Consider the following 24977-nt stretch of genomic DNA (forward strand, 5'->3'; position numbering starts at 1 on the left):
GGCCGGGTCAACCCGTCCGGCGATCCGGCGGGACATGATCGCCTCGAACTCGGCGGCGTCAAATCGTCGGAGGGTGCGGGACAGGGTGGACACGGCCGGGGTCTTGCCACGTTTGAAACCCAAGGCATGGGCCAGGGGCACGCCGTGCTGCCGGCCGAAACGGGCGATGCCAATCAGGCTGGTGCGGCCCATCAGCATGGCCAGGGCGACCAGTCCGATCACCGCGGGCAGCGGATGAATCTGTCCGCGAGGACTGCGAGGATCGGGCAATTCCGAGAGGGCTTCCAACAGCGTGCAAGAACTCATGGCCACCGACCGGGTAATTTGGAAGATCACCTCCTCTACCCAAGCAAGCCCAAATCCACAACCTCAAACTGGGAATGGCCCTGGGCTGGTGCGCCCTGAAAGCCTTAGTAATCCAGTACCGTACTGGATTGGTGCTTCGGGTTCGCGCCATGTCGATTAAAACCACTCCCAAACGAAATTCCGGACAACGAACGGGAGTGTCCCATCGTCGATCTGAATCACTTTTTGACAGGCAGATTCGGCACGAGCTTCGGATCGTAGGCAGAACCCTTCGCCACCTGGATCATGGTGATCCGCATCTTGGTCGGGAAGAACTTCTCCGGATCGGTCCGCTTATGGACGTGGCCGTTGCCGCCGCTGTCGTCCTTCATCACCAGGTGCATCTCCTTAATCCCCTCCTCCCAAACGATGTTGTCGTTCTGCCAGAAAGAGGTCGTCTTCACGTCCCGCTCGTAAACGCCTTTCTCTTTGTAGACCTCAGTGCCGGTGCAGCCGTACCCGGCCTTCTGGCCCTTGTTCGGGATGTAGCACAGCGTCCAGGTGGTCGGGGCGGCCCCCTCCGGCTTCTCGATCACCTCGGCCCGGATGTGAACGGTGCCGTTGCGGTAGTCCACGGGGCTTGTCCAGTCCTTGGGGCGGTTGGCGTTGAGCATCTTGTCGCGGACGTAGTAGTGCGACTTGCTCGGCTTGGAATTGTCCGCGTCCTCCTTGGTGAAGGTGAAGGTGGCGTCGAAAAGCACGAGCTGCTGCGCCCAAGCGGGGCTTGCCAGCAGGAGACCCGCCAGAATGAACACGGAACAGTTCGCGCACAGAGATCGAATTGCGGACATGGTTGCCTCCCGAATGGTCGTTGGCACATCTCTGCCCGACGGAGACAGTGACAGACATGATTCTTGTGTATTCCCGGGGGGATTCAAAAAGGAACACGAGTCTCTGGCGTCCCGGCTTTGCGAGAAGAGGTTGTCACGAGAATTGAACTCTGCTCAAGCCGGCTTCTCACCGGCGAATCGCGGACGTATCGACGCGCCCCGGACGACCGGACTTGGTTATCAGTTTCCGGAATGAGTACAACATCTCTCTTGAACGATAAAATGCGTCCATTTGAGAGTGCGAATCCCCGCCCTTCCAAACTGGAAAGCGATCAATGGATGAGCGGCGGGAGTTCGCCTGAGTGAGATTACCACCGCGAAACCTCCCTCTCATTGCCTCGCCCATCAGGAGTCCGGCGGATGCTTGAGCGTATCTTCAACGCAATCAACAGACGAAGCCGGGCGAAACTTGCCAACATTCCGGGACCGACTCCGCGATTCCCGCTTGGAACCGCAGGGGCCTTTTTCGGCAGACAGCCTTGGGAGCTGTGCGCTGACTATGGCGAAAAATTCGGCGGGGTCACGTTGATTTGGTTGTTTAACACGCCCGCGTTGGTGTTGAACGACCCGGTCTTGATCAGGGAAGTTCTCGACACTCGCGCCGGAGAGTTTTACAAAGACGAGCCGGTCGGCGCGCTGAAGCCGGTCATCACACCCGGCAGCTTGTTCATCACCAACTTCGGACGCGGTTGGGAGCAGGCGAGACGGGACAATCCCTTTTCCACCGCTCCTTTGGACGGCTGGCTCACACGACAAACCGAGCCGCTGCGGACGGTCATCGCTGAGAAGATGAAATCATGGATCATCCGATCAACGACCGGGCGGATTGATTTGTATTGGGAGATGCAACGACTGATGTTCGATGTTTTCGCGCAGGCGTTCTGGGGCCGGACGTTTCCTCCGGATCGATTCGACTGGTTCCAAACACTGGCCCGAACCGGAACCCGTCGGATGAATCCCCCCAAGCCATTCCTGCCACCGCTCTCGCCGTTCTTCTATTCGGCCCGGCGGAAGTGGTATGGATCGTTCGAGCAAATTGTCGCGGAGACCCGCCGGAATCCGAACCCGGCCTCGCCGGACATGCTCAATGCATCGCTCGCTCATGGAACTCCGCTGTCCGACAGCGCCCTGACGGAAGCGCTGGCGACGAACTTTTTCGGGGGAGTGTTCTCTTGCGCCGGCACGGTGAACACCGCTCTCTACCTGCTCGCCCAACACCCGGAGGAAGCGGCAAAGGTCGCGAGCGCCGTGAGGAACGACCTGCCTGCGGACTTTGATCGCTTCGCCCTCGACGGATGTCGGCCGCTGGAATTCGCCATTCGCGAGGCGATGCGATATTACCCTGCGGTGCCGATTTATTTCCGCAAATCCTCGCCGGACCGTGAAGTGCGACTCGGCTCGCATACCCTGCCGCCGAACACCCAGATTTTCATTTCAAATTGGTATTTGCACAAGAACTCGCCCCATTGGCATGAGCCGGATCGCTACGACCCGAGCCGGTGGGACAACGGGTTCGCCGAAGCGAACCCCTATGGAAGCGACCACTTCTTTCCATTCGGTCGCGGACCCCGCGCGTGCATCGGGGCCGCGTTCGGAAAATTCATCCACCGACTGTTTCTGACGGTGATCTTTCGGGCAACTGATCCGGTTGTTGACACAACCCGACCCTACAAGCAGTCGTTCTTTTTCGGAACAATGATGCCGAAGGGGCTGACCGCCCGGTTCCTGCCCCGGTCCTGAGTCACAGCGTTTTCAGATACTCAAGCAACGCCAGCCGATCCTCTTCGCTGATCGCCGTGCCGTAGGTGTGACCGCGGTTCGTGTATCCGCGTCGGGTCGTGTCATAGTTGTACCCGCCCTCGAACGCCTCGGTCCGATAGCCCACCTTTGCCGGGTCAAACTCCGGATTGCCCAAGTAAAACGACTTCGCCCGTTTCTCCGGCGGCAGCAACAGATCGTACAACGTCGGCACGGACGAATTATGCAGATAAGGCGGCGTCGCCCAAATGCCCGCCAGCGGCGCCGCCCGGTAACATTGCAGCGCCTCCAGCATCATCTCCATTTCTTTTTCGGTCTTGGGAAGTTGCGGAAGCGGCTGTGTCCCGAGCATTCGGGCGCGGAGCTTTGGATCGTCAACGGTTTGCTCCATCATCGCCTCCATCGTCTTGCGAAGCATCGCGACGAATATGAACGCGGAGGAGATTGTTTCTTTGTTCGCCAGCGGCGTGCCCTCGAACTCCGAAGCCAGAATTCCGGGGGTCGCGGTGCGGCCAAGGAAATACTCGGCGTAACCCGGGTCGGTGCCGATCTCCTTGAGCGGTGTGCGGTTGATTTTGATGAACGTGTCGCCGGCCACATTGGGCGCTGTCCGCGGGTACGGGGCTTTTTCCGCATGACACTTCGCGCAATTTTCGCGGGCGTACACCTCGGCGCCTCGCTTCACTTTGGCCGCGTCGAGTTTCCCCAGCACTTCTTCAGGCCACACGGGCGGCGTGAGCGAGTAATTATTCCGGTACAACTCGTCGAGCAGTTTCAAATCAGCGCTGCAATCGTACTTGAGTTTGCCGTTGGAGGTCTTCGTCACCTTGATATCACCGAACACAACAATCACCTCGCCAAGACCGCGCGCCAGTTGGTTCTGGATCGCCGCGTGATACAGCATCGCGTCATATTCGGGCGTGAGCCAGAGACTCGGCACCCCGACGCCCGCCTGCGGGACGCGATAGTTCGCCGGTTCGTTCTGCGCGGTCGCGGCGGCCGCGTTAATGAGGAGGTTGACGGCGTCGAAGTGTCCAAAACCCAGGGTGGTGGAGGGCCGGTTGCGCGCTTCCCAGTCCGCCATCGTTGTCAACTGTTGCCGGACCCGCGTGTTGAACGTCTTTTTCTGTTCGGGGGTCGCCTTGTCGCCAAGGACACGTCCGGCAAAACGGTCGAATTTGGTCGGTTGGGTGATCGTGGCCTTGAGGGCCGACACCAGCGTCGACTGGAAACGCGTCAGGTCCGCGAGAGTTGATCCGCCGTCCACTCGCAGGGTTTTCCCCTTGTGAGTGAGTTGCGTCGTGTGGCAGGCCGCGCACGTCAGGCCGATCCACGCTTCGCCGTCCTTCGCCATGCCTTTCGCGAAGCCAACTGGAAGGGCATCCGGGTTGACCGCATTTTTCGCTTCGGGCAGGAATCGGAACGATTCGATGTGTTTGTCGTCGCGGAACAGCGTATCGGCATAAGGTTGTTCCAAACCCAGGAACCATGAGTAAGGCATCAAGAACGAACCTTGCGGAATGCGGTACATTTTTTCCCGCAGTTCCTTGCTCCAACCCTGTTCGAGGAAGATCGGTTCCGCCGCCTGACACGGGGCTTCGCACACGGCCGCCAACCCCAGCATCGCCAGCAACGCCCGCGATAATGTTCGCATCGTTTCCCCTCGGTTAAGTGTTTGTTTTCAGCGGCAAGCGCCGACTGAGGCGACTGTCTTTCAAGACTCTATTCGTCGAGCAATAATCGCGCGGCAACGAGATCGGGGAGCCCAAATCCTTCGATGTGCCGACCGAAAATCCCGGCCAGGCGCGCCCGCGATTCCGCCGCCTCCGGCCCGCCTCGCAACAACCGATGGAGACTGATCGCCGCTCGCAACTCCGCCGCTCGCGAACCTTGTTGCCCGGCAAGCGCCAACGAACGGAGGAAGCAATCTCTCGCCGCGCCGCGGTCCGGCGGCGTAGCGGCGAGCAAGATCTCCCCCCGGATTCGGTGCAATTCCGGTTCGACGAAGCGAGTCGTGGTCTCCCCGGCTTGGGCAATGCCGGTGTCAACCGTTGCCAAGGCTTCATCGAGTTGACCGAGCCGTAACAACCCGTCGGCAAGAAATGTTGCGTAAAGTGTGTCGAGCAGCCTCGCCCCGGACGCGCGGGTGTGGAACATGCCACGCCGGACGTCTTCAATTCCTCGCTCGCACTCGCCCTCAAGAATCAACGCCGCCCCGCGCGTCATGGTCGCAATCGCCGACCAGAACCCGAACCCTTGCTCGTCGGAAATCCGGAGGGCCGTGTCGGCCGCCTCGCGCGTCGCGCGTCCCAGCCCGCAGAAGTGAGCAAGCCATCCGACGTGATTGTAAGCGTGCGCCAGCGTGAATTGGTGACGCCGTTCAATGGCTCTCTCAATGGTGATGCGTCCCTGGACCATCGCCTGTTCCGGATACCCGAGATGCCAGAGCGAGAGCGCCCAGTAAACCTGATTGATCACCCCGGAATCGTGGCCGGTGCGGAGGGCAATGGCGGGCGACGCGTCCGGCTGGTAAGCATTCACGCCAGAGATCGAGTGATCGAGAGCGAGCTTGAACTCACCTCGATAATAGTGCGTGCAGCCAAGGGCAAAGTCCGCCTCGAAGTGGTATTCGGGGGCGCATCGGGCGAGCGTGAATTTCTGAAACTCCCCCGCTTGTCGGATCGCTTCGACAAGGTCGCTCCGGAGCAACCGCCAGCCCCAACGCCCGCGAAGAGTGAAGAACAGGGATGCCGGCTCGCCAACCTGTTCGGCCAGCGCCTTGGCGCGCTCCAAGTTGACACTAACCTCGGCGGCGGCGTAGCCTTTCTGCTGGATCAGAACCTCGGCGATCCGCAACTGGAATTCAAGCTCCGTGCGATCCTTTTCGGGCAAATCCGTCATCGCCACGAGCAATTCAAGGCCGCGGGTCAGGTGTCGGAACGCCTCCGAGTTTGCAAACGCATCCTGGGCGCGCTGACCGGCCTTGAGCCAATAATAGATGGCGCGGGCCGATTGACCGGCTTCGGTGAGATGGTGCGCGATCAGTTCGGGTTGCTTCTCCACCGTCTCCGGAAACCTCTCCTCCAACTTCTCCGCGACCGTCTGGTGGAATTGCTGCCGTCGTTTTTTCACCATCGACAGGTAAGCGGCGTCCTGAATCAAGGCGTGTTTGAATGTGTAGGAACAGCGAGGCGGCGTGCCTTTTGCAAACACCAGCCCGGCCCCGACGAGTTTGTCGAGTTCCTCGCGCAGTTCCGATTCATCAAGATCGGAAGCCGCCTGAATGACCGAGTGCGAGAAAGTTCTGCCGATCACCGCCCCGAGTTGGACGACTGTCTTGTCGCTCGCCATCCGGTCGAGCCGGGCCAGAAGCAGGTCGTGGAGCGTGGTCGGGATGTCCGCGCCAACACCGATGGCGCCTCCGCGTTCCGCCACCAGGCGGGTGAATTCCTCGACGAACAACGGAACTCCGTCGGTCCGCTCGGCAATTTGGTCGATGACCACCTGCGGAATCACCCGATCGCCGCTCTGCGCGCGGACCATTTCGGCCACCTGTCCTCGGGTCAGCCTGTTGAGAGCGACCTGAGTCTGAACCGCCTTCCCTTTCCACGGCGGGTCGTATTCCGGACGGAAGGTGAACACGGCAAGAACGCTCGCTTCGCCACCCCGCTCGACAAACTGTGTCAACAGCGTTTGTGAAGACGGATCGACCCAGTGCAAGTCTTCGACGACAAATAATACCGGCGAGCGTTCCGCGCGGGCTACAAGCCAGTTCAAGATCGCTTCGCGAGTTTTGTCACGCTGGCGCTCCGGCGTGAGGGCCAGCGCCGGAAGCCGGTCGCCGGCGGGAACCGATAGCATGGCCGCGAACAATGCCATGTCTTCCGCATCGCGGACGCCGTCAACTCGCAGGCGAGTGACGAGCAGATCGAGACGCCGCCCGGCATCGGGTTCGCGGTTGAGATGGTAAATCCGGTCGAAATAGTCGATGACCGGGTAGAACGGGCTGGCCAGGTGATACGGCGAGCAGAACCACTCGATGACGATGGCCCCGCCCGCTTCCGACCGTGCCGTGTCGGACGCCGTGACCTCGGAGCCGTGAAGAACATGTTCTCGCAGCACTCGCACGAGCCGCGACTTCCCCAACCCCGGATCGGCGACGAGCAGGATCACGTTCTGCACGCCCTCGGCGGTGAGTTCCCAACGCTCCTTGAGAAGCGCCACCTCGCGGTCCCGGCCAACCAGTGGTGAAAGTCGGGCCGGATCAGTGGCGTCTATCCGGTTGCGCGCGGCCCGTTCCGCCCGCACCCTGTGAGCGGAAACCGGGGACAGCCCGCGAGGACGGACCTCGCCATTCGGTTCGCAATCGAAGTATCCGTCCACCAGACGAAAAGTGGTGTCGGAGACGGTTACTCCGGAGGAAGATTCCTTTGCGATCAGCGCGGAGGTGATGGCGACCACGTCCCCGACCACCACCGGAGGCGTCGACGGATTTTCGGTGACGACCGCCGATCCGGTGCCGACGGCGATGGCAGGCACCGCCGTGGTTCGTCGGAGGATGGCAAGGGCGGCGCGCACGGCCTGACGGGGGGCGTCCTCGCGTGCGACCGGATAACCGAAACAGGCGAGGAACGCGGAGCCTGATGCCTGCATCGGCAACCCGCCGTGCGCTTTGACCACGTCATCGCACAAGGTCTGGAAGGCGGCAACCTGCTCCATCGGGTCATCATCCCCGTTGTCTGCCTCGCACAGGCATTGGAGCAGCGTAATCTGCCGTCGCTCGGTCCGGGACACTTTGCGAGGAATCGGAGGGGGCACGGGCACGGGAGCCACTGCTTCAATTGCATTCCGCGGAGCCGGTTCTGAAAAAAGAGGGAGCGGAGAGAGAAGTCCGACTGACCGACGGAGGGCTTCGGCGAAATCGTTTGCGGTTGTGTAACGGTCGCCCGGAAGCTTCGCCATCCCCCTCAAGCAAACTCGCTCCAATTCGAGCGGAAGATCGGGCCGAATCTGCCGAGGCGGTTGAGGCTCGTCTTCCCGGACTTGCCTGAAAATATCCGCATGATTTCGCCCGCGGAACGGCGCCCGCCCGCAGAGCATCGCGTAAAGTGTCGCGGCAAGACTGTAGATATCGGTCCGGCCGTCGGGACGGTGCGCCCGGCCCCCTGTCTGTTCCGGCGACATGTACGCAGGCGTGCCCGAGATGACACCGAGTTCGGCCGCCGCGTCCATGTCCGAGAGCGCCAGCCCGAAATCCACGAGAACGGGACGTTGCCCGTCCGCGAACACAATGTTCGCCGGTTTGATGTCCCGATGCACGATGCTCAGGGAATGAGCGTGTCCGAGCGAGTCGGCCACCGCCGCCACGATCTGAACCGCCTCCGTCGCCGACGGACGGTGTTCCTTGAGCCAATTCGCAAGACTCGGACCTGGCAGCAATTCGGACACGACGAAACAGGATTGTCCGGAGACGGAGACGTCGTACACCGCCACAATTCCCGGATGTCGAAGCTGGGCCAGCGACCGGGCCTCACGCAGGAGTTTGTCCGGGTCGGACGAGGCCGATCTGGAGATTTTAATCGCGACACTTCGGTTTAACCGGCGGTCAAGGGCGCGAAACACAGCGCCGAACCCGCCCTCCCCGAGTTGCGTTCCCACCTCGTACCTGTCTCCGAATGCGGCGATTAAGTCGGCGGAAGGATTGGGTTCCCCGGCCGGGAACAAGTCCGCGTTACCTCCTGGTGTTTGCAGGGAGGCGTTGGAATAGTCTTCAGTCGGGCCATCCGGATTCAACGGATGGCCACCGGCTGCCGGCGATCCAATTGGCGGATTCGCGGCAATCTTCTCTTCCTTGACTTCGTCAGAATCATGAGAGGAAGAAGATGACACAGGCATGACCTTCGCCAGATTCCATCTGAACCGGATTGCATGTAGGTGATAGTGAGGCGGTGTTGGTAGATTAACGGACACCAGAGGGGCTGTCCACAAGTTCCCTTTTAATTTCAAACAAGGCGAACGACATAACCGCCCGCTCATGGGATGATCGTCATTTCCACTCAATTCAACCGGTGGCATCACGCCATAGGATGGCATACACTCAACCACAGTTCGCACGTGATTGTCGTCTTCGTTTGCTTCCAACCCAATCTCAATCGACAATTGTCTTTTGATTCGAGGACTCCTAATGCCCAGGTTTGCCGCAACCGATCAACGAGTCGCGTACGACCTCGTCAGTTTCAAGTCCAACGGCGACGAACGCAAGGACGATCCTCACGGCCTGATGTCCGATCTCGTCCTTCGTGATCTTGCCTCGGACGAATCGGGAATCACCGATGTGTTCCTGCTCACTCACGGTTGGATGGGTGACATTCCCGCCGCGCGCTCGCACTACGACAAGTGGCTTGCGGCCATGACCGCCTGTGACGCGGACATGGCCTTGATGAAACAAGCCCGCCCGGGGTTCAAACCTCGCTTCGTCGCCCTACACTGGCCGAGCATGCCTTGGGGAGACGAGTCATTTGGCGAGGGGGGATCGTTTTCCGTGCCCGTTGACGGGGTCGCCTCGGCCGATCCGGTCGAGGCGATGGTGAACGATTATGCGGAGCGCATCGCGGACACTCCCGCCGCGCGGGACGCCATTCGGCGAATCGTGGTTGGTGCGATTGACGACGTGGAACCGGATACGTTGCCTCAAGATGTGTTCGCCGCTTACCGGCAATTGAATTACGAAGCAGACATGGGCATCGGCGGCGTCGGCGCAGGACCGGGCGGCGACCGTTCCGGGTTCGATCCGGAGAGCGTGTACCAATCGCTCAGGGAGGACGCCCCGAGTTTCGGGTTGTTCAGTGGCGGCGGGATCTTCGGAGTGTTGCGGACTCTTTCGTTTTGGCGAATGAAAGACCGCTCTCGCTGGTTCGGCGAACTGGTTGGCTCAAGGCTTCTGGCGGGCATGATGCAGGCGTCGCCGAGGAATCTCCGATTTCACCTGATGGGTCATGGCTTCGGTTGCATTGTGATGTCGGCGACGCTCGCCGGGCCGAAGGGCCGGGGGCGGGTCGCCCGCCCGGTGGAATCGCTTGCGCTGGTTCAGGGCGCTCTTTCGATTTGGTCGTACTGCGACGACATCCCGGCCACGCCAGGCCAGCCGGGATACTTCAACAAAGTGATCGCCGACCGGCGGGGGCGCGGGCCGATCCTCTCCACGCAATCCGTCTTCGACACCGCCAACGGGAAGTGGTATCCCCTCGGGGCCGGAGTCGCCGGGCAGGTGGCGTTTGCCTCGCCGGGCGAACTGCCGAAGTACGGGGCGCTGGGCACGCACGGCATTCGCGGACCGGGGACGAACACGACCGACCGGACTCTCCTTCCGGCGACGGGTGATTACCAGTTCGTTCCCGGGACCGCGTACAACCTGGAGTGCAGCGAAGTCATCCGCGACGGCGCCGGGCGAGGTGGCGCTCATAGCGACATCTGCCATCCGCAAATTGCGCACGCGGTCTGGCAGGCGGCGCTGGCGTCCGTCAGGGGTTGATCTTGATCGGCGGACCGCCCAGGCGAAAGAGTTCTTCTTTTCGCGCACGCCAATCGGTCGGGTTCAGCAATTCGCCACCGGTGTTGGGCGAGATTCGCAGCCCGGTCATCGTTTCGACCATCAGTTCGATCAATCTCGGATCATCCGGCAGCGGTTTCGGGACGGCCCATAACCGCGCTGTGCCGTCCCAACTTCCGGTGAGCGCGAGCGTCCCGTCCGGGCTGAACGTCGTCTCGCTGACCCCGAGGCGGTGGCGCAGCGGAGGGGTCAGCGGGCGGCCGGTTGCCCGGTCCCAGATGCGGGCGGTGTGATCGAAGCTGCCAGTGATAATGCGCTCGTCCGCCGCATCGGCGGCGATGTCCCACACTTGGGCGGCGTGGATCAGCGGGAGGCGCAGCGCCTCGTTTCCGTTTCCCGCGGTCCACGCCTGCCCCTGGCTGAAGTTCGTTCCCCCCAGCACCAGTTTTCCGCTCGGGCTGAACTTCGCCACTTGGATGCCGACGCGGTTTTCCAAGTAGTCGATCTTTGAGCCGCTCTCCGCCTGCCAGATGCCTCGGGCGCGCGGACTTCGCGTCAACAAATATTGGCCTTTTGGACAGAACGCCACGGTATGGATTCCCTCCAACTCTCCGTTCACGGTGTGTTTCAGGGGCTCGCACACCTCCTCGCCGCTCGCCGTGCGGAACAGGCGGATCAGTCCTTCGGAATTCAACAAAGCGACCAGCGACCGGTCCGGGCTGAACGCCGCCCGGGTGGCCCGGAACAGAAACCAGTTCTCCGTTTCGTCAAAGAAGGTTGACAATCCGCCCCGCGCGCGCATGGTCGGTTTGGCCGGGACTTCGGTGTTCGGATCCAACCGCCCGACCACATATTGTTCGGGGTCGTCCGTGTTGAACACGGCGGTGCGGCCGTCGTCGGCCACTCCCTGCGGACGCCGGCCGTTCTTCGCCGTGAGCGGGGCCGGGTCGCCGGAGGTGTCGAAGACAAAGGTGTTCAACATTTGATCGCGGGCGATGATCCGCGAACCGTCGGAAGCAAACCGCACTTCCGTGACCGGCCACCGCTGCTCCTTGCCATACGCACACCGGAATGTCTTTGGTGTCGGGGAACCCGGCCGGTCGAGGTCGTAGACGAAGACGCTTCCGTTCCGGGCGCCGAGCGCGATGGCCTTGCCGTCCGGCCGGAACGCGACGCTCAGGATCGCCTCGGCGTCCGGCGGGGGGAAGACCTGACCCAAGCCTTCCATGGTGTGGCTTTGGACCGGGCGGTTCCACACGCGAACGATGCCGTCCGGGCTGGCGGTGAACACCTTCCCGTCGTCTCGGAACCCGGCCCCGCTGAGCCACCCTTGCGGGGAAATGCGTTCGCCGTATCGCGAAACCGTGTCGTCCTCGCGCATGATCTGAAGCGACCCGGAGGGGTTGCACGCGAGAAAGCTCGATGGTTGCTTCGGGTCGAACACGATGAAGGCGGCGCTCTCCGGGCCGGACCGCGGCTCGCCTGCCAGAGGAGCGCCGGTGGCGAGGTTCCATGACCGGATTTCAAACCCGCCGCCGGTCACTCGCCTCATGTCCGGGCTGATCTGCACGCAGGTGACGATTCCGGGCACATTGTGCCGCCATAACAACTTGGAGGGATCGCTCGCCCCGACGCCGACTTCATACAGGTGGACGACGCCCTCCGATCGCGCATCTATCAACTCGTCCTTCTTGTCCATCCTGGCGTCGGCCCGGCGTCCGCACCCAGTCGCCAGATAGCGGCCGTCTGCGGAAAATACCAAGTCGTTGATCTTGCCCATGTGCTGAAACGCGCCGTCGCGGGGTCGGCCGGTGGCCACGTCGTAGAGGCGCACGTCGCCCTGACCGTCGCACCCGGCCAGGAGTTTCCCGTCCGGCCGGACGGCGGCGCTTCCCATCCCGTGATCGATCCACTTGCCGAGGGGTTTGCCGCCGGCCACGTCCCAGACGGACGACAGACCGGCGCCGGTGAAAAGTCCGATTCCGTTCGGAAGCATCCGAATCCGTTCAATCGGGTGGCGGCGGATCTTCCCGTCCGCTTCCGGTCTCTGGACCCGGAATTTTTCCCCGACCGGTTTTTCCGTGCCGATGTCGTAGAGTTGAAACTCGTAGACGAAGATCACGGGCGTTCCGGGCAGTTTCTCCGCAATCCGCGAGAGCAACGCCTGCTTCCCCGCCGGATCGGTTGCGACGATCTGAAGCGGTAACGTGTGAACCTCGTCGAGGCACATGAGGTGCGGCGCCCAAGAGGCGATGTTCGAGAGGATCACGCGGCGAAGGTCGGGCTCGTCGGCGGGGCACAGTTGCAACGCATACGCGATGGACAGGATTCCCAGCCGCGGTCTCCCCTCCTCGCAAATCTGACTCCCTTTTTCCAGCGCAAGCGTGGCTGATTTCACCAGCGCGTCGTGCTTCTCGGTCTGAGCCTGGGCTTCGCTCTTCTTTGCCGCCGCCGCGCTGTTGGTCGCGTCGTCCGCGCTCTTGCGGGCTTTCGTCGCCTGGACGTCGGCGTAGATCGCCAGTCCGGAGGACGCCAGGGCCAGCGCGGCGAGAACGCCCATCACCAATTGCCGGGTACGGCGCTGCCGGACGAGCATTTCGCTCATCGCCTTCGTGAATTCCTGCTGCACCGGCGAAAGGCGCGGCTTGTGTGAGCGAATCCACGCGAGGTAGTTGCGGGCCATGTCGGAGCCCGGCAGCGCGTGCCGGCTCCGCGACGGAACGCCCGCAAAGCCGCTTTCCCATTTCTCCGCGGCGATGCGGAATTCCTCCCGCATCGCCCGCCCCTGCGGGTCTTCCGCAAGCCATCCGCGAAGCCGGTCCCAGTTTTGAATCAACGCCTCATGCGACAGATCGACCAGCGATTTCGACATGTCCTCCGGGTCGCTGCGGATGGTGAGCAGTCGCTCGCCGACAAGGTAATCGACGATCTCCCGCGCCGCCTCGGCGTTCCCGGTTTCGGTTTGCAAAGCCGCGCGTCCGCGTGGCTGTCGCGTTCCCTTCGAATTCACGAGCGAGGTGATGATCTGTTCGACGAGAGGACGCCCCTGAGCGCCGAACTCGGTGGCGGTCGCGCTTGCCTGGAACACGGCCTCGGCGTGCTGGGCGATCGCCTTGCCCATGCCGCCGATTTCGTCAAATTCCGCGTGGGTGAACTCCGTCACCCCCTTTTCGACCGCCTTCAGCCACAGCCGTTCGAGCGCGAATTGAAGCAGCGGCAACGGCGCCGCGGTCAGCCCGCCCTCGACACGCGCAAGCAAAGGATCCGTCAGGATGCGGTCAAGCAGGGTGGTCGCGTGTGCCGGGTTGCCATCGGCGAGCGGCCCTTGGAACGTATAGCCGCAATGTTCGGCGGGGCCGGCGACGATGTCCCGCATATCGTCCCCGCCGGGCGGGCGAAGCACCCACGGCCGTCGGATCAACCGACTAAGACCGCGCACGGAGGCGGCTTGCCCGAGGAATTCGCTCCGCATCCCGATGATGAGCCGGAAACGGTCTCTCTGAGTGTCCACGGCTTCGGCGAGCGCATCGGTGAGCAACTGGATCTCGGCCTTGTCGCGGGCCAGCGTAAACACTTCTTCAAACTGATCGAACACGATCAACAGCGGTTGGACGTCGGCTCTCAGGGCGGCTTTGAGGGCTTCGGCGGTCGGCTCTTCATGTGACCCGGTGAGTGCGGTCAGCAGTGTCTGAGCGGGCCGGTAACCCGGTCGCGGCGAGACGATTCGCCACTTGTCGGAACCGGCCAGGCCCTCTCGGCGTATCGCGCAGACCAGGCCCGCCTGAAGCAGCGACGACTTGCCGCTGCCCGAGTCGCCCACCACGGCGACCGCTGGTTCGGCGCGCAGCACTTGAAGCAGTTCCGCGACCTCCGACTTGCGTCCGAAAAACAGGTCCGCGTCCTGCTCACCGAAACTCGAAAGCCCTCGGTAGGGGCTGACGAACTGGAACGCCGCTCGCTGTTGTGTCCCGCCGAGAGCGCCGGGCCGCGCCCACAATTCGAGGAACGCCCAGCACCAGTCCGTTTCGGGGCGATCCGAGGTGATGGCCTCCTCCGGCGGTTTGCCGGCCGCGAGCTGGCGGTAAAAGCCGATGGCCGCGTCCGTGCTGTGCTCCGCATCAAGCGGGAACGTGGACGCGACCACCGCCGCCAAGTTCCCGCCGCGCGGGCTCAGGAGTTGCTGTGCGACACCGCCAAATCCGCCCCGCCCGGCGGTCTGTCCGGCTTTGCATACTTGCAAGAACGCCAACGCCGTCCGCCCCGCGCCGCACCACTCGCCGAGTTCGCTTGCGGTTGTTTCCGCAGGAGCGCCATCGTCCTTGCAGAGAAGCACTCCGGCCCCGTGGCCGTGCGCGAGCAGGTGCAACACGTCGAATTCACCTTTCAACGAAAGGCAAAGCGAATCACGGGTGGTCTTCGTGAAAGGAGCAAAGATCCCCGACTCGGCCGTTTCCGGGTTCGGAGCAATCTCTGAAACCGGCTTCGGCCCGGCCGGCCCGCACAAGAAAAGATCGATGTCCTTGTGAGTGGCCGCGACGAGTTTCTGGAGTCGAAGCACCGCGTCGAACGGGGGCACGTCGGCGCTCTTCGGCTCCGCGACCGCGATCAGCACGCGAAGCCGGTCGTTTAACTTGAGCGGGCGCGGCGAGCATCGGCGCAAAATGCGCACGAAGGCGACGGCGAGCTTGTCACGCCCGCGAAAGAGAAAGAAGTCGTCGTGCGGTTCGCACAGGAGGCCGTATGGAAGATCGCGAACAGCCTCGGTGGTGGCGTCGATAAGCAGGCGAATCGGTTGTTTGTTGCGGGCGGCCTGCGTCAGCACCTCGGCCCATTTCTTCGCGTTTTCCGGCTGCCCGAGCAAGGCGGTGAACAAGTCTTTCCCAAGCTGCCGGGCCGCGTCGGGCGGCAGGTCCGCCCCTTGGGCGAGGTACGGCACCCATTCGGCGATGCTCGGCGGCAATTCGGGGAGCAAGTCGCCTTCGGTGTCCCCGAGGTCTTCCGTGAACAATTCGGCCCGAAATTGTTCGCCGTATTGCGAGATGGCCAGCCGGACGTGATAAGGCGTTGCCATAAGGGAAAAAGTTATGTGAGTAAATCGGTTCGGAGTTTCACGGCGGGATCGCCGAGGACAACGTAGTTCTGGGCGTCGTTTCGCTCGACCCACATGGCGGCGATTTCTTGCGGCGAAACCTTTGCCTCCTTGCTGCTCTCATCCAGCGCGCTCGCGAGAGCCGTCGAAAGGACCGCATAGCGTTCGCTGAAGTTTTTCGTCGCGTGTCCGACCGGCTCGCCGGAGAGCACGCGTGCGAGAAAGTCACGAAACGGGCCGATTTGCGAGCCCGCCCCCGTCGGACGGATCGAGTAACCCCACGCCCGTTCGACATGTCCGACCACGGCCAGCGCGGAACCGTTGGGGTGCGAAAGCAACCGTTGCGGAAGCGCCCCGACGAACGGCGCGGAGGCGATGTCCGTCGGACCGCGTCCGCGCTCCGTCAGAAATGCATCGGTCGCGGGAGTCCCGGCGCCATAACACGCGAACAGGAAGGCGACAAGGCCGCTGACATTCGCACCGGCTTCCACTTCCGGCGCCGTGAGGTAATGAGCGGGCGACACCTGGCCGAAGCCCGCCCAATCTTGCGCGAGCAACGCGCCCTGTGCTGTCAATTGTCGCGGATCGTCCTTTGGCCAGCCCATTCCGTGCGACGCCGTGAACAATACCGCGGGCGGGGCCGTGCCGGTTGTCGGGTGAAGCGTTTCCAAAAGCCTCGCCTTGGTTGAGTCGGCGGCGAGAAAACACTTCGACCGAAACCCCTTCTCGGTCGCAATCGGCGCCTCGCCGGCCTGGTCGCCCGCGGCCGGCATCCCCTCCATGAGCGGTCGAATGAGCGAGTCCGCGCTCATTTGGGTCGAACGGTCAGCGGGGTGTCGTGGTCCCCAGTACGTCACTTCTTTCGCGTTCTTGATGCTCGTGGCCGTTTCGTAGGCCGCCACGCTTTCCGCGTATAGCCGGTATTGTTCCGGAGTGTCAAACGCGAGCCGGCCAACCGCGTATTCCACGTCGAGAAGGTATTGGAAATCGAACGGGATTTCCGTCGGCCCGCCGACAAGCGTGACGTAGTAAGGCACCTTCGTCGGCACAACGGAACCGGGGGCGACGCCGTGACGGGCGAGCCATTTCCTCATCGTCTCGCCGGGCCGGTATTCGAAAACCTTGCAGCGGTCGGGGGGCACGACGTTTTTTCGCCGCTCAATCAGCGGTTGAACGGCGGACTTGAGTTCTTGGGAACAGCCCGCGGGAAGAACAATGGCCCACCCGGCTCGCCCCGGATTGGTCGGGTCAACGTCCATCGGCAAGCCGAGCTTCGGCCGCTTGAACACACTGGCGATGGCTTTGAACCACGAACCGATGGCGCTGTCGGTCGGACGCCCGCTGGCGATTTTCACCGCATCACTCGGGGTGATTGGCGCGACGAGGTATTCGCCGGTCGCTCCGTTGATGCCATTGAGGATGATGTCGTCTTCGTTCAAGTGATACCAATCGTGGTAAGTCAGCCTGACGAGATGTCGCTCCGTCAGGTGATGCGAAGCGGAACACAGAGCGGCCTGGAAGGCCGCCTTCTAAACATTGATGCTCTGCGGGACGCCGGACGGAAGCAAGAACGGATACGGCCGGCGGTGTTGGTTCCGTTCGGTGATGATCCGCTCAATGTCGTCGAGTTTCGCCGCGAATTTTTCCGCGAGTTCGTTGATTCTCGGCTCCCCGAAGCAGTTCGGTTCGTAGCGCCCGAGTTGGGTGTAGTGAGCCGAGCCGAGCAGATATCCCGTGTTCATTTGAAGCACGGCCTGATCGCGCGGCGGCAGGTGCGCCATGTAGTCGGCTTCGGTCGCGCCTTGCTTGAAGGCGGGAGCCGGGGCATAACCCGCGAGGGGCATCGCGGGGGCATAACTCATGATGTCGAACTGCGGGAAGTTCACTGCGGCGTGCTGGGCGCTGGTCGTGAAAATGACCAGCGCGATCACATCGATCAATTCCGCCAATGTTCGCGTCGGAGTGACGCCGCTGATCCGCCCGCCGGTCGTCGCGGACACTTCCGTCAGCCAAGCCGTCACTTCCACATCCGCCGCCACCTCGGCGTCCGAACGGTAGAAGCACCGCAGGTAAGTCGCGGCCCATTCGCGAATCGCCTCCCAGTGCAGGAGCGAGTCGTCGCGGTAGGCGTAACCTGGCAGGACCGAGACGTCGTCCACTCCCCGGCGTCGGAAAGATTCCGTCGGCAGCAGGTCCATGAACGCATGCCCTTGCACGGCCCAGGCGCTCAGTCCGAGCGTTGCGGAAATTTTTCCGGCGAGCAGCCGATCAACAACGCCATCCGGGGAGATCAATTTCATGCGGGCCATGTTGTTGATGGCGAGCGTGCCGTCAAAGTGGGGCCGCAAGAGCACGTTTAGCGGATGGTTCGGGCCGAATTGCCGACGCGCCGCGACGACAAAGGGTTCGATGGTGAGGTGTGTGCGTCCGAGGTGCGTGATCGCTTCGTGGTAATTGCCGTCCGCGATTTCAACAATGGTCTTGGCGATCCGCCAATTGTAACCGTCGTCCGGTGTGAAAACCGGATTGTCCGGCCCCGGTTTCTGTTTGCATTGAATGGCGACCGGCACGAGTTTTCGCGTGTCTTTGCTGACCGCGAACAACGCGAGCGGAGCGTAAAGATATTTGGGCTGGCCCCCCGGGCTTATCCCGGTTTCAATCCCGTCAAGCCTCTGATAATCGACCAGGAAGAGGCGATGTTCGTCTCCGGCCGCCTCAATCGAATCGCCGGGAAGCGCCACTTGAAAGTGACTGTCAGTCACCGGGAATCGGTCGTCCGGCCGGTCGATGCGCCGGATGAGCACCGGATTTGGCCCCGCCAGCCGGAGTTCCGCGAATGTGCTGTCGAGTTCGAAATCCTTTGCGATTGGCGGCAGTCCGATGAGGTGGAACAAGGCGTTGTAGTCATCGATCGATTCCATTCGACTGGCGTCGGCGGCCATGCCGATAAACGTGCCCACCGCCGCCCGGACCGCATGCACGGCCGTCGAGCCGGCCAGCGCCATGTTGGCGAGCGGAGTGTCCATTTTTCGCAACGTCCGGCGCATGGCCGAGTCCGCGTCGGCTTCGTTCGCCACCCCGGTCATCAACTTGCCGAGGAGCATCGTGGTGAAGTTGATCGGGAAACCTTCGCCGCCGGGCACATCATCGACAAATGCCAGCGGGGAGACGTAGTTGTGGTTGTACAGGTATTGTTGCTGCCTGCCTTTTCGCTCCCGGTCACGAGTGTCCGGATCCGGGTCGAAAGCGGGAAGGAATGCGCTCATTGAGTCATTTCATCAAAGGTTGGTCAACGAACGACAACCCGGGCCACATTGGGAATGTGGCCCGGGAGAGTCAAGATCTACACTACAAGTTTTTTAGAGCCTGTAACTTTATGAGACAAATGGCATTTGATTCGCAGGGAATAATGGCGGCCCGAATTGGAGGTTTGTCATGGCCAAGTCACTTGTTCCCGATGCCTTGTGAGAGATTATTGAACCGTTGTTGCCGCCGGCCAAGCCTCGTCGATTCCGTTATCCGGGCCGCAAGACGGGTGGGTGACCGGGAAGCCCTGACGGGCATCCTGTTCGTTTTGAAGACTGGGATCACCTGGCAGGAACTGCCGGCGGAGATGGGATGCGGTTGCGGCATGACCTGCTGGCAGCATCTTCAGAAATGGCTGCCGGCCGGCGTCTGGTTCACGCTACATCAGACCTTGCCGCCCAGCTGGACGAGGCCGGAAAGATTGACTGGGGCCGGGCAGCCCTCGACACCTCCTTCGCCCGGGCGCGGGGTGGAGCCAAGGGAAACGGCCCGAATCCCTCGGATCGCGGGCGTTCGGGAGTCAAACACCACCTTCTGCTTGACGTCAACGGCATCCCGCTGGCCGGGGAGGTGACTGGGGCCAACCTGCCCGACGGGTTCGGAATGATGCCGTTGATCGACAGCGCTGGTCCGTTGGACCCGGCGGGCGAAACCGAAGGCCCCGGCAGACGACCCGACGCGTTGTACGCCGACCGGAGTGATGACGTCGAGGCTCTTCGTGAGGTGTTGCGAGAGCGGGGCATTGAACCCAAACTGGCGAAGCACCGGACGGCAGTGGCTTGGGCGTGTTCCGATGAGTGGTCGAGCGGACAATTGGCTGGCCGCATAATTTCAAGTGTCTGCGAGTGGTCACGGAAAAGACACAAGAAATGCAACTGGCGCTGTTGAATCTGCAGAGATTACGCACTTGATTTTCCCAAGGAATCCATCGCCTGACTGATTATTTTTTCCAAATAAGCGATGTTCCAGCCGGCGAGTTCTCGCGTTCACTTGATTCCATGTTTTGGATTGCCACTCTTAGAACCGGCGGCGATGCCTCAAAATACATGGCGGGGTTGGCTGCGATTGCCAGCCGAAATTTTTAGCTGATTCTTTTGTTCCAATTGTCCGGCCGGGGCCGGCGGAGTTTCCACCTCGGCAAACGCAAGTCTGACGGACAAGCTCCCCTTTCTCTGTTCCCGTTTCGTTCCGCGCCGTGAGGGTTGGCTCGCCTCTGGGTATTCGACCACTCCCGCACGCCGGTCGCTCGCTACTTGCCAAGAGTTATTCATGTTCCACAATCTTCGACTGGCACGCCCGTTGGCATTCCTGGACATCGAGTCCACCGGGGCCAATCCGCAGACCGACCGGATCATCGAAATCGCCGTTCTCCGCATCGACCCGGACGGCAGGACTGCGGAGGCTTGCCGCCGGGTTAACCCCGGCGTGTCCATCCTCGCCGCGGCCACCGCCGTTCACGGCATCACCGAGGCCGACGCCCCGGTGTTCACGGCCGTCGTCCCCCGACTCGTTCGCTTCCTTGACGGCTGTGACCTGGCCGGGTTCGGCATCAAGCGGTTCGGCCTGCCGATGCTGGCGGCCGAATGCCGACGGGCCGGCGTTCATTTTCCGCTTGCCGGCCGGGCCATCGTCGATGCCCTGCAGATTTACCACCAACGCGAAAGGAGAGATTTGACGAATACGGTTCTACACCGGAGGCGAACACGTCGGCGCCCACTCGGCCGCGGCCGATGCCCGGGCGGCGGCTTTGGCGCCGGACGGCCGGTCACGGCGGTAGCGCGACCTTCCGTCCTCTGTCGCCGACCTCCACAGACTCCTCACCGGTGCCGACCTGGACGGCTGGTTCCGGGAAGACGATGGCCGACTGGTGTTCGCCCGGGGAAAGCATGCCGGCCGGCCGTTGCCCGAGGTGGCCGAACGGCATCCCGACCACATAAGGTGGCTGCTGTCGCCAGAATTGCTCGACGACACTCGGCGACTGATCCGGGACAATTGCCGGACGGGATAAGAAAACGGCTCACTTTCCAAAGCTGTCGGCGGCATTGATGGCTTGAAACAACTCCTGTCTCAATTTGCGCGCATGATCCTCGTCACAGCCAAAAACGCTGGCGGATGCCAGATCCAAGCGGCTGAGGTTTCGATGGCAGACGGATTCGTACCGCCGGAGCAGCGCCAGTTCCAGATGGCGATACAGCAATGCCGCGGTGCGATAACGCTTTTCGCCCCATCGGTCCCTTCTTGGCGCTCTGGTTTTTCGACGCTCATTCCTGAAGGTGTTCGGGCACCCAGCCAATCCGATTCGGAAACCATCGGGCGCCTCCACGTATTGTCACACGCATGCCGGGGTGAGGGCGATAGTCGGGCATTGCCGGACGGACCGGTCGCTGAACTGGCTGGGGGACGTGGTGGTGGCCCTGGCCCAAACCGGGTTGCGGATCAATGAACTGGCGTCTCTGCGACGGCCGGACGCGGACATGGACCGGTGGGACATCACGCTGGCCGACACCACCCGCCGCAGCCGGAAATCGGAACGACCGGATACGAGGACGACCAAATCCCGCCGGGATCGTTCGCTGGCCGTCCACGTCGATCTCAAGACGGTGTTGCGATCACTGACACGATATCCGGATCATTTGGTGTTTCATGGCCCCAAGGGTGGGAAAATCAAGCCTGACAAGGTGCGTCGGGCTCTGATTAACCGGGCGCTGCCGGCGCTGGCCTCGCGATTCCCGGCCGTCGGCGGGCGTCCCGGGATCACCACCGGGAGAGTTCATCGTTTTCGGCATTATTATTGTTTCTGCTCCGCGGACACGGGAGTACCGGAACAAATGCTGATGTCGTGGCCGGGCCGCCGAGAGAGCGAAATGATCCGCCATTATTACCATCAGCGGAGCGAGGAGTCACAACGCCAGATGGGCCGGCTGCCCCTCGTTTGGCGGAGAGGACTTGCCCCCGGCCGGGGACGAGTCGTGGCGGACAGATTTAAAGGAAACATGACGGCAAGATCGCCGACGGAACCGACAGCCATTGAGTCGTCGGCCGCGAAGCGAGACGAGTCATGGGGGATCGAGTGGTTTGGTCCGCGACATGTGTCGCGGGGCCGTTTGATTCAAATGCTTGATGGGAGGCGCCAAAACCGGTTGAAGGGAAAACAATTTTCTGAAACGATGTGAGTATTGCCAAATGAGGCCAGTCTTGTCCCACTTTTGTCCCACACTGATTGGGACAATATTCTTGACTTTCCCACCGCTTGTGAATCAACAAGTTATGTCAAGCAAGTTGGAGAATACGGAGAGGGGGGGATACTACCCCTTGGAAAATGGAACCTCTTGAAACACCAGGAATTCGGGCGTTTTTCAAGTGTGTTTTTATGGTGGATTCCATTTGAACAATTCTCACGAAGGATCACGGATTCTCACGGTTTGTCACCCGGATTGACTCACTGGGTCAATCATCGACTGCCGTACCGACACCTCAATATTTAAGAGGTGCGCGGAGATGGGAAACAAGGATGGGTCGATTTCGCCCCGCAACGGGCACACACTGATGGTTCTGGCGGTCAACCGGATCAGCGGGGGGCCCAACCAGAAAGAGGCCAGTCTTGATGATCAACAAGATCATGCCAGGGAATGGGTCGCAGATGAGTACGACGGTCCGGTCGAGTTCCGGTTCATCTCGACCATTAACAAAGGAGAGCGCCTTGACCGGCCCGAACTCCGGGAGATCGAGGAGGAACTCCGCACCGGCGGATTCGACTTGTTCTTTGCCGAAGATCTTGGCCGGATCGTCCGCGGGACGGCGGTGGTGGCCTTGTGCGGCATTGCCGTCGATCACGGCACGCGCGTCATCGCTCCGAACGACGGTTTCGACACCAATGACGAGACATGGGAGGAAGACGCCATCTCGGCCTGCAAGGATCACGTCGCGCACAACGGCCACACATCCAAGCGCCTCAAACACAAGTTGATGAACCGTTTCAAGAAGTCCGGCGGGGCCATGGCCCGTGAGATCTACGGCTACACCGTTCCGGATGACGCCAGAACGTATGCCGACTGGGTCTTGGATGCGGCGGCCACCCCGATCTTCCAAGAATGGTTTGCCCGACTGCGCCGTGACAGGAACTGCTCGGCCGTGGCCGACTGGCTGAACTCCAAGGGCGTTCCCGTCGGTCCGTATGCCCGCAACCAGAAGTGGGACGGTCGCATGGTTCGTCGAGTCACCGCCAATCCGGTTCTCAAGGGAACTCCCTGGCGGGGCCGCATGCACACCGTGAAACACAACGAGTCGGGACGGCGAAAATCGGTGAGGAACCCCAAGGGCCCAAAATATCTGGAATGTCCGCATCTGGCCCATGTGGATCCGGTTGAGTTCGAGGAGGTCAACGCCTTGTTGGAAGCGGCGAACCGGGGCATGGGCCGAAAGTTGATCGAAGGGAAGGACGCCCGGGCCGGCGTCCCGAAGAAGCGGACGGTTTTCCCCGGCCAGCATGCCGTGTGCGGTGTTTGCAACCGGCTGTTTTACTGGGGCGGTCACGGCCAGAATGACCACATGATGTGCTCGGGCGTCCGGGATTACAAGTGCTGGAACGCCGTCACGTTTGACGGACGCGACGCCGCCCGACGGATGCTCCAGGCCGTCCTCGGCCAAATCGCCCGTCTGCCGGATTTCGATGCCGTCTTTCTGGGGAAAGTCCGGGCCGACGCGGACAAACGTCTGTCGGCCAAAGACGGCGACCTTCGCCAGGCGCGGCAGGAACTGGAGTCGGTTTTCAAACAGGAGGCGAATGTGGCCGACGCCATCGCGGACATGGGTCTGACGGATATTTTGCGAAAAAAACACCGTCAATTGCAAGACCGGAAACGGAATTTGGAAGCTCGTCTCCGTCGTCTGACGCGGACGCCCGCCGAAGAACTCGTCTTCCCTTCGATGCCGGAATTGCGTCAGCGTGCGGTGACGGCGTTGGAAGAAGCCGAGTCAGACCCGGCCGAGTTCGGCAGGCTGATGCGCTTGCTGGTTCCTCGCCTGCGAATTTTTCCCGTGCAATTATGCGACGGAGGAGGGCTGACTTCAAGAGCCGAGCTAATGCTTGATCTGGCCGCCTTGCTGCCGGACAGGGATTTGGGAAATGAAGCGACCGTGCTGCGCAGCGAACTGACAGTCGATTTGTTCGACCCTCCCCAACGGGCCGCCTTCCGTGAACGGGTGACACAACTGCGGGAGCAGGGAATGACGGAGCGAAAAGTGGCCGAAACACTCGGGCTCACGGTCACGGCTGTCCAGAACGCTTCGGCGCTTGAAAGGACCATGCGAGAACAAGGATTGACGGACCCATACTTACTTGTGGGCGAGCCCCCCGCCGACTGTTCGAGAATCCGGCGTCATCTGAATCAACGTTACCGTTTCGAGCCCCTGCCATTGGACGGACTGTCTTGACGTCCACGTCTTGAAATACCGAACCATCCTAAAGACCCCGCACTGCGAGCAGTGTGGGGTCTTTTCATTTTCACACTTTGCAGGAGACATTCATGAATTCCCGATACTCCGATGGAAAGCGTGCGGCGGCAGTCCGCGGGGCTCTGCATCAATTTCTTGATTTGCTTGCGGAAGGGGTCGCCCGGAAATTGATTGAAGAACAATGCCAGAGCGGTTGTCCGACGACACGGATTTCCTCAGATACGGGTTTGGAATCTGATCAGAAGCCGTCTTCCGTGGATGAATTCAAAAACGATTGAAGAATTCCAGCCTCCGCCATTGGCAATCACCTGACGACAGTCTGGAGTTGCGGCGTTAGATGCGGCCGGTGCGTCCTGACAAGGAAAATCACCGGCGTGATCCGGCTGATCAGACGGGAATCACGAGAAATGCACTGTACTGCCGATTATTTGCGTCAAACAATTCCTCAGCGGCCAAGGTTCACGGTGGAGAACCTCAACCCTTGCAATATTTTGAGCGTCATATGCCTGTGGGTTTGCGACAAATGCCCCGATGTTTGCGAGTTGATTGCGATTCCATGGTGGGAGAAAATGCGCAGGCTTGTATGCCCACCTCGCGGTTGTGTTTCCCGGAGGCGGACTTGTTAGCCCAAATCCGGGAGCCAGTG

12 protein-coding genes and 1 pseudogene are annotated in these 24977 nt (G+C 61.6%); 6 read left to right on the forward strand and 7 right to left on the reverse strand.

All coding sequences use genetic code 11. The annotated features are described in order from the left end of the window. Both BGIM_RS0119205 and BGIM_RS0119210 read right to left on the reverse strand, forming a co-directional pair. On the reverse strand, window positions 1-336 hold a 336-nt coding region (locus BGIM_RS0119205), incomplete at its 3' end, for a transposase family protein (protein ID WP_238537677.1). Window positions 337-524: 188 nt separating this feature from the next. Next, window positions 525-1136 carry a hypothetical protein gene (locus tag BGIM_RS0119210; protein WP_020471358.1) on the reverse strand — a complete coding sequence of 204 codons (612 nt, stop codon included), beginning with the start codon at window positions 1134-1136 and terminating at the stop codon, window positions 525-527. A gap of 399 nt (window positions 1137-1535) precedes the next feature. On the opposite strand from BGIM_RS0119210, the gene BGIM_RS0119215 reads away from it, so the two are divergent. Next, window positions 1536-2915, forward strand: coding sequence for a cytochrome P450 (locus tag BGIM_RS0119215; protein WP_020471359.1), 1380 nt, complete (start codon window positions 1536-1538; stop codon window positions 2913-2915). Window position 2916: 1 nt separating this feature from the next. Here the strand turns inward: BGIM_RS0119215 and BGIM_RS0119220 are convergent, their stop codons facing one another. Further along, window positions 2917-4587, reverse strand: a complete 1671-nt coding sequence (locus tag BGIM_RS0119220) for a di-heme-cytochrome C peroxidase (protein WP_020471360.1) — start codon at window positions 4585-4587, stop codon at window positions 2917-2919. Window positions 4588-4655: 68 nt separating this feature from the next. After that, a complete protein-coding gene (locus BGIM_RS0119225) occupies window positions 4656-8828 on the reverse strand; it encodes a protein kinase domain-containing protein (RefSeq protein ID WP_020471361.1) in 4173 nt (1390 codons plus the stop codon). 289 nt (window positions 8829-9117) lie between these two features. Here BGIM_RS0119225 and BGIM_RS0119230 point away from each other — a divergent pair, with 289 nt between their 5' ends. Further along, window positions 9118-10464 (forward strand): hypothetical protein, encoded by a 1347-nt coding sequence (locus tag BGIM_RS0119230; RefSeq protein ID WP_020471362.1) that lies wholly within the window; start codon window positions 9118-9120, stop codon window positions 10462-10464. Here the strand turns inward: BGIM_RS0119230 and BGIM_RS0119235 are convergent. The 3 genes from BGIM_RS0119235 to BGIM_RS0119245 all read right to left on the reverse strand — a co-directional run bounded on the left by BGIM_RS0119235 (window position 10454) and on the right by BGIM_RS0119245 (window position 18837). Further along, window positions 10454-15553: an nSTAND1 domain-containing NTPase gene (locus BGIM_RS0119235; protein ID WP_029630184.1), complete on the reverse strand. Its 5100-nt coding sequence runs from the start codon at window positions 15551-15553 to the stop codon at window positions 10454-10456. The two genes, BGIM_RS0119230 and BGIM_RS0119235, sit on opposite strands and share 11 nt — an antisense overlap. A gap of 11 nt (window positions 15554-15564) precedes the next feature. Beyond that, window positions 15565-17010 (reverse strand): hypothetical protein, encoded by a 1446-nt coding sequence (locus BGIM_RS51275; protein ID WP_020471363.1) that lies wholly within the window; start codon window positions 17008-17010, stop codon window positions 15565-15567. A gap of 90 nt (window positions 17011-17100) precedes the next feature. Then, window positions 17101-18837 carry a lipoxygenase family protein gene (locus BGIM_RS0119245; RefSeq protein WP_020471364.1) on the reverse strand — a complete coding sequence of 579 codons (1737 nt, stop codon included), beginning with the start codon at window positions 18835-18837 and terminating at the stop codon, window positions 17101-17103. Window positions 18838-19042: 205 nt separating this feature from the next. Here BGIM_RS0119245 and BGIM_RS63070 point away from each other — a divergent pair. From BGIM_RS63070 to BGIM_RS0119275, 4 genes and pseudogenes are all read left to right on the forward strand, one after another. Beyond that, window positions 19043-19788, forward strand: a pseudogene (locus BGIM_RS63070) (IS5 family transposase). 358 nt (window positions 19789-20146) lie between these two features. Beyond that, entirely contained in the window at window positions 20147-20923 is a 777-nt protein-coding gene (locus tag BGIM_RS68325) for a 3'-5' exonuclease (RefSeq protein WP_072022270.1), read from the forward strand. Window positions 20924-21222: 299 nt separating this feature from the next. Beyond that, window positions 21223-22050 (forward strand): tyrosine-type recombinase/integrase, encoded by an 828-nt coding sequence (locus tag BGIM_RS0119270; RefSeq protein WP_157369229.1) that lies wholly within the window; start codon window positions 21223-21225, stop codon window positions 22048-22050. A gap of 325 nt (window positions 22051-22375) precedes the next feature. Then, window positions 22376-24310 (forward strand): recombinase family protein, encoded by a 1935-nt coding sequence (locus BGIM_RS0119275; RefSeq protein WP_020471369.1) that lies wholly within the window; start codon window positions 22376-22378, stop codon window positions 24308-24310. Window positions 24311-24977 lie beyond the last annotated feature (667 nt).

The sequence above is a fragment of the Zavarzinella formosa DSM 19928 genome (assembly GCF_000255705.1).
Lineage (GTDB): Bacteria > Planctomycetota > Planctomycetia > Gemmatales > Gemmataceae > Zavarzinella > Zavarzinella formosa.

What these genes read in the sequence shown, in the direction of transcription:
- BGIM_RS0119210 (WP_020471358.1), bottom strand. Translation starts at nt 1,136, where the DNA reads ATGTCCGCAATTCGATCTCTGTGCGCGAACTGTTCCGTGTTCATTCTG.
- BGIM_RS0119215 (WP_020471359.1), top strand. Translation starts at nt 1,536, where the DNA reads ATGCTTGAGCGTATCTTCAACGCAATCAACAGACGAAGCCGGGCGAAA.
- BGIM_RS0119220 (WP_020471360.1), bottom strand. Translation starts at nt 4,587, where the DNA reads ATGCGAACATTATCGCGGGCGTTGCTGGCGATGCTGGGGTTGGCGGCC.
- BGIM_RS0119225 (WP_020471361.1), bottom strand. Translation starts at nt 8,828, where the DNA reads ATGCCTGTGTCATCTTCTTCCTCTCATGATTCTGACGAAGTCAAGGAA.
- BGIM_RS0119230 (WP_020471362.1), top strand. Translation starts at nt 9,118, where the DNA reads ATGCCCAGGTTTGCCGCAACCGATCAACGAGTCGCGTACGACCTCGTC.
- BGIM_RS0119235 (WP_029630184.1), bottom strand. Translation starts at nt 15,553, where the DNA reads ATGGCAACGCCTTATCACGTCCGGCTGGCCATCTCGCAATACGGCGAA.
- BGIM_RS0119245 (WP_020471364.1), bottom strand. Translation starts at nt 18,837, where the DNA reads ATGAGCGCATTCCTTCCCGCTTTCGACCCGGATCCGGACACTCGTGAC.
- BGIM_RS68325 (WP_072022270.1), top strand. Translation starts at nt 20,147, where the DNA reads ATGTTCCACAATCTTCGACTGGCACGCCCGTTGGCATTCCTGGACATC.
- BGIM_RS0119275 (WP_020471369.1), top strand. Translation starts at nt 22,376, where the DNA reads ATGGGAAACAAGGATGGGTCGATTTCGCCCCGCAACGGGCACACACTG.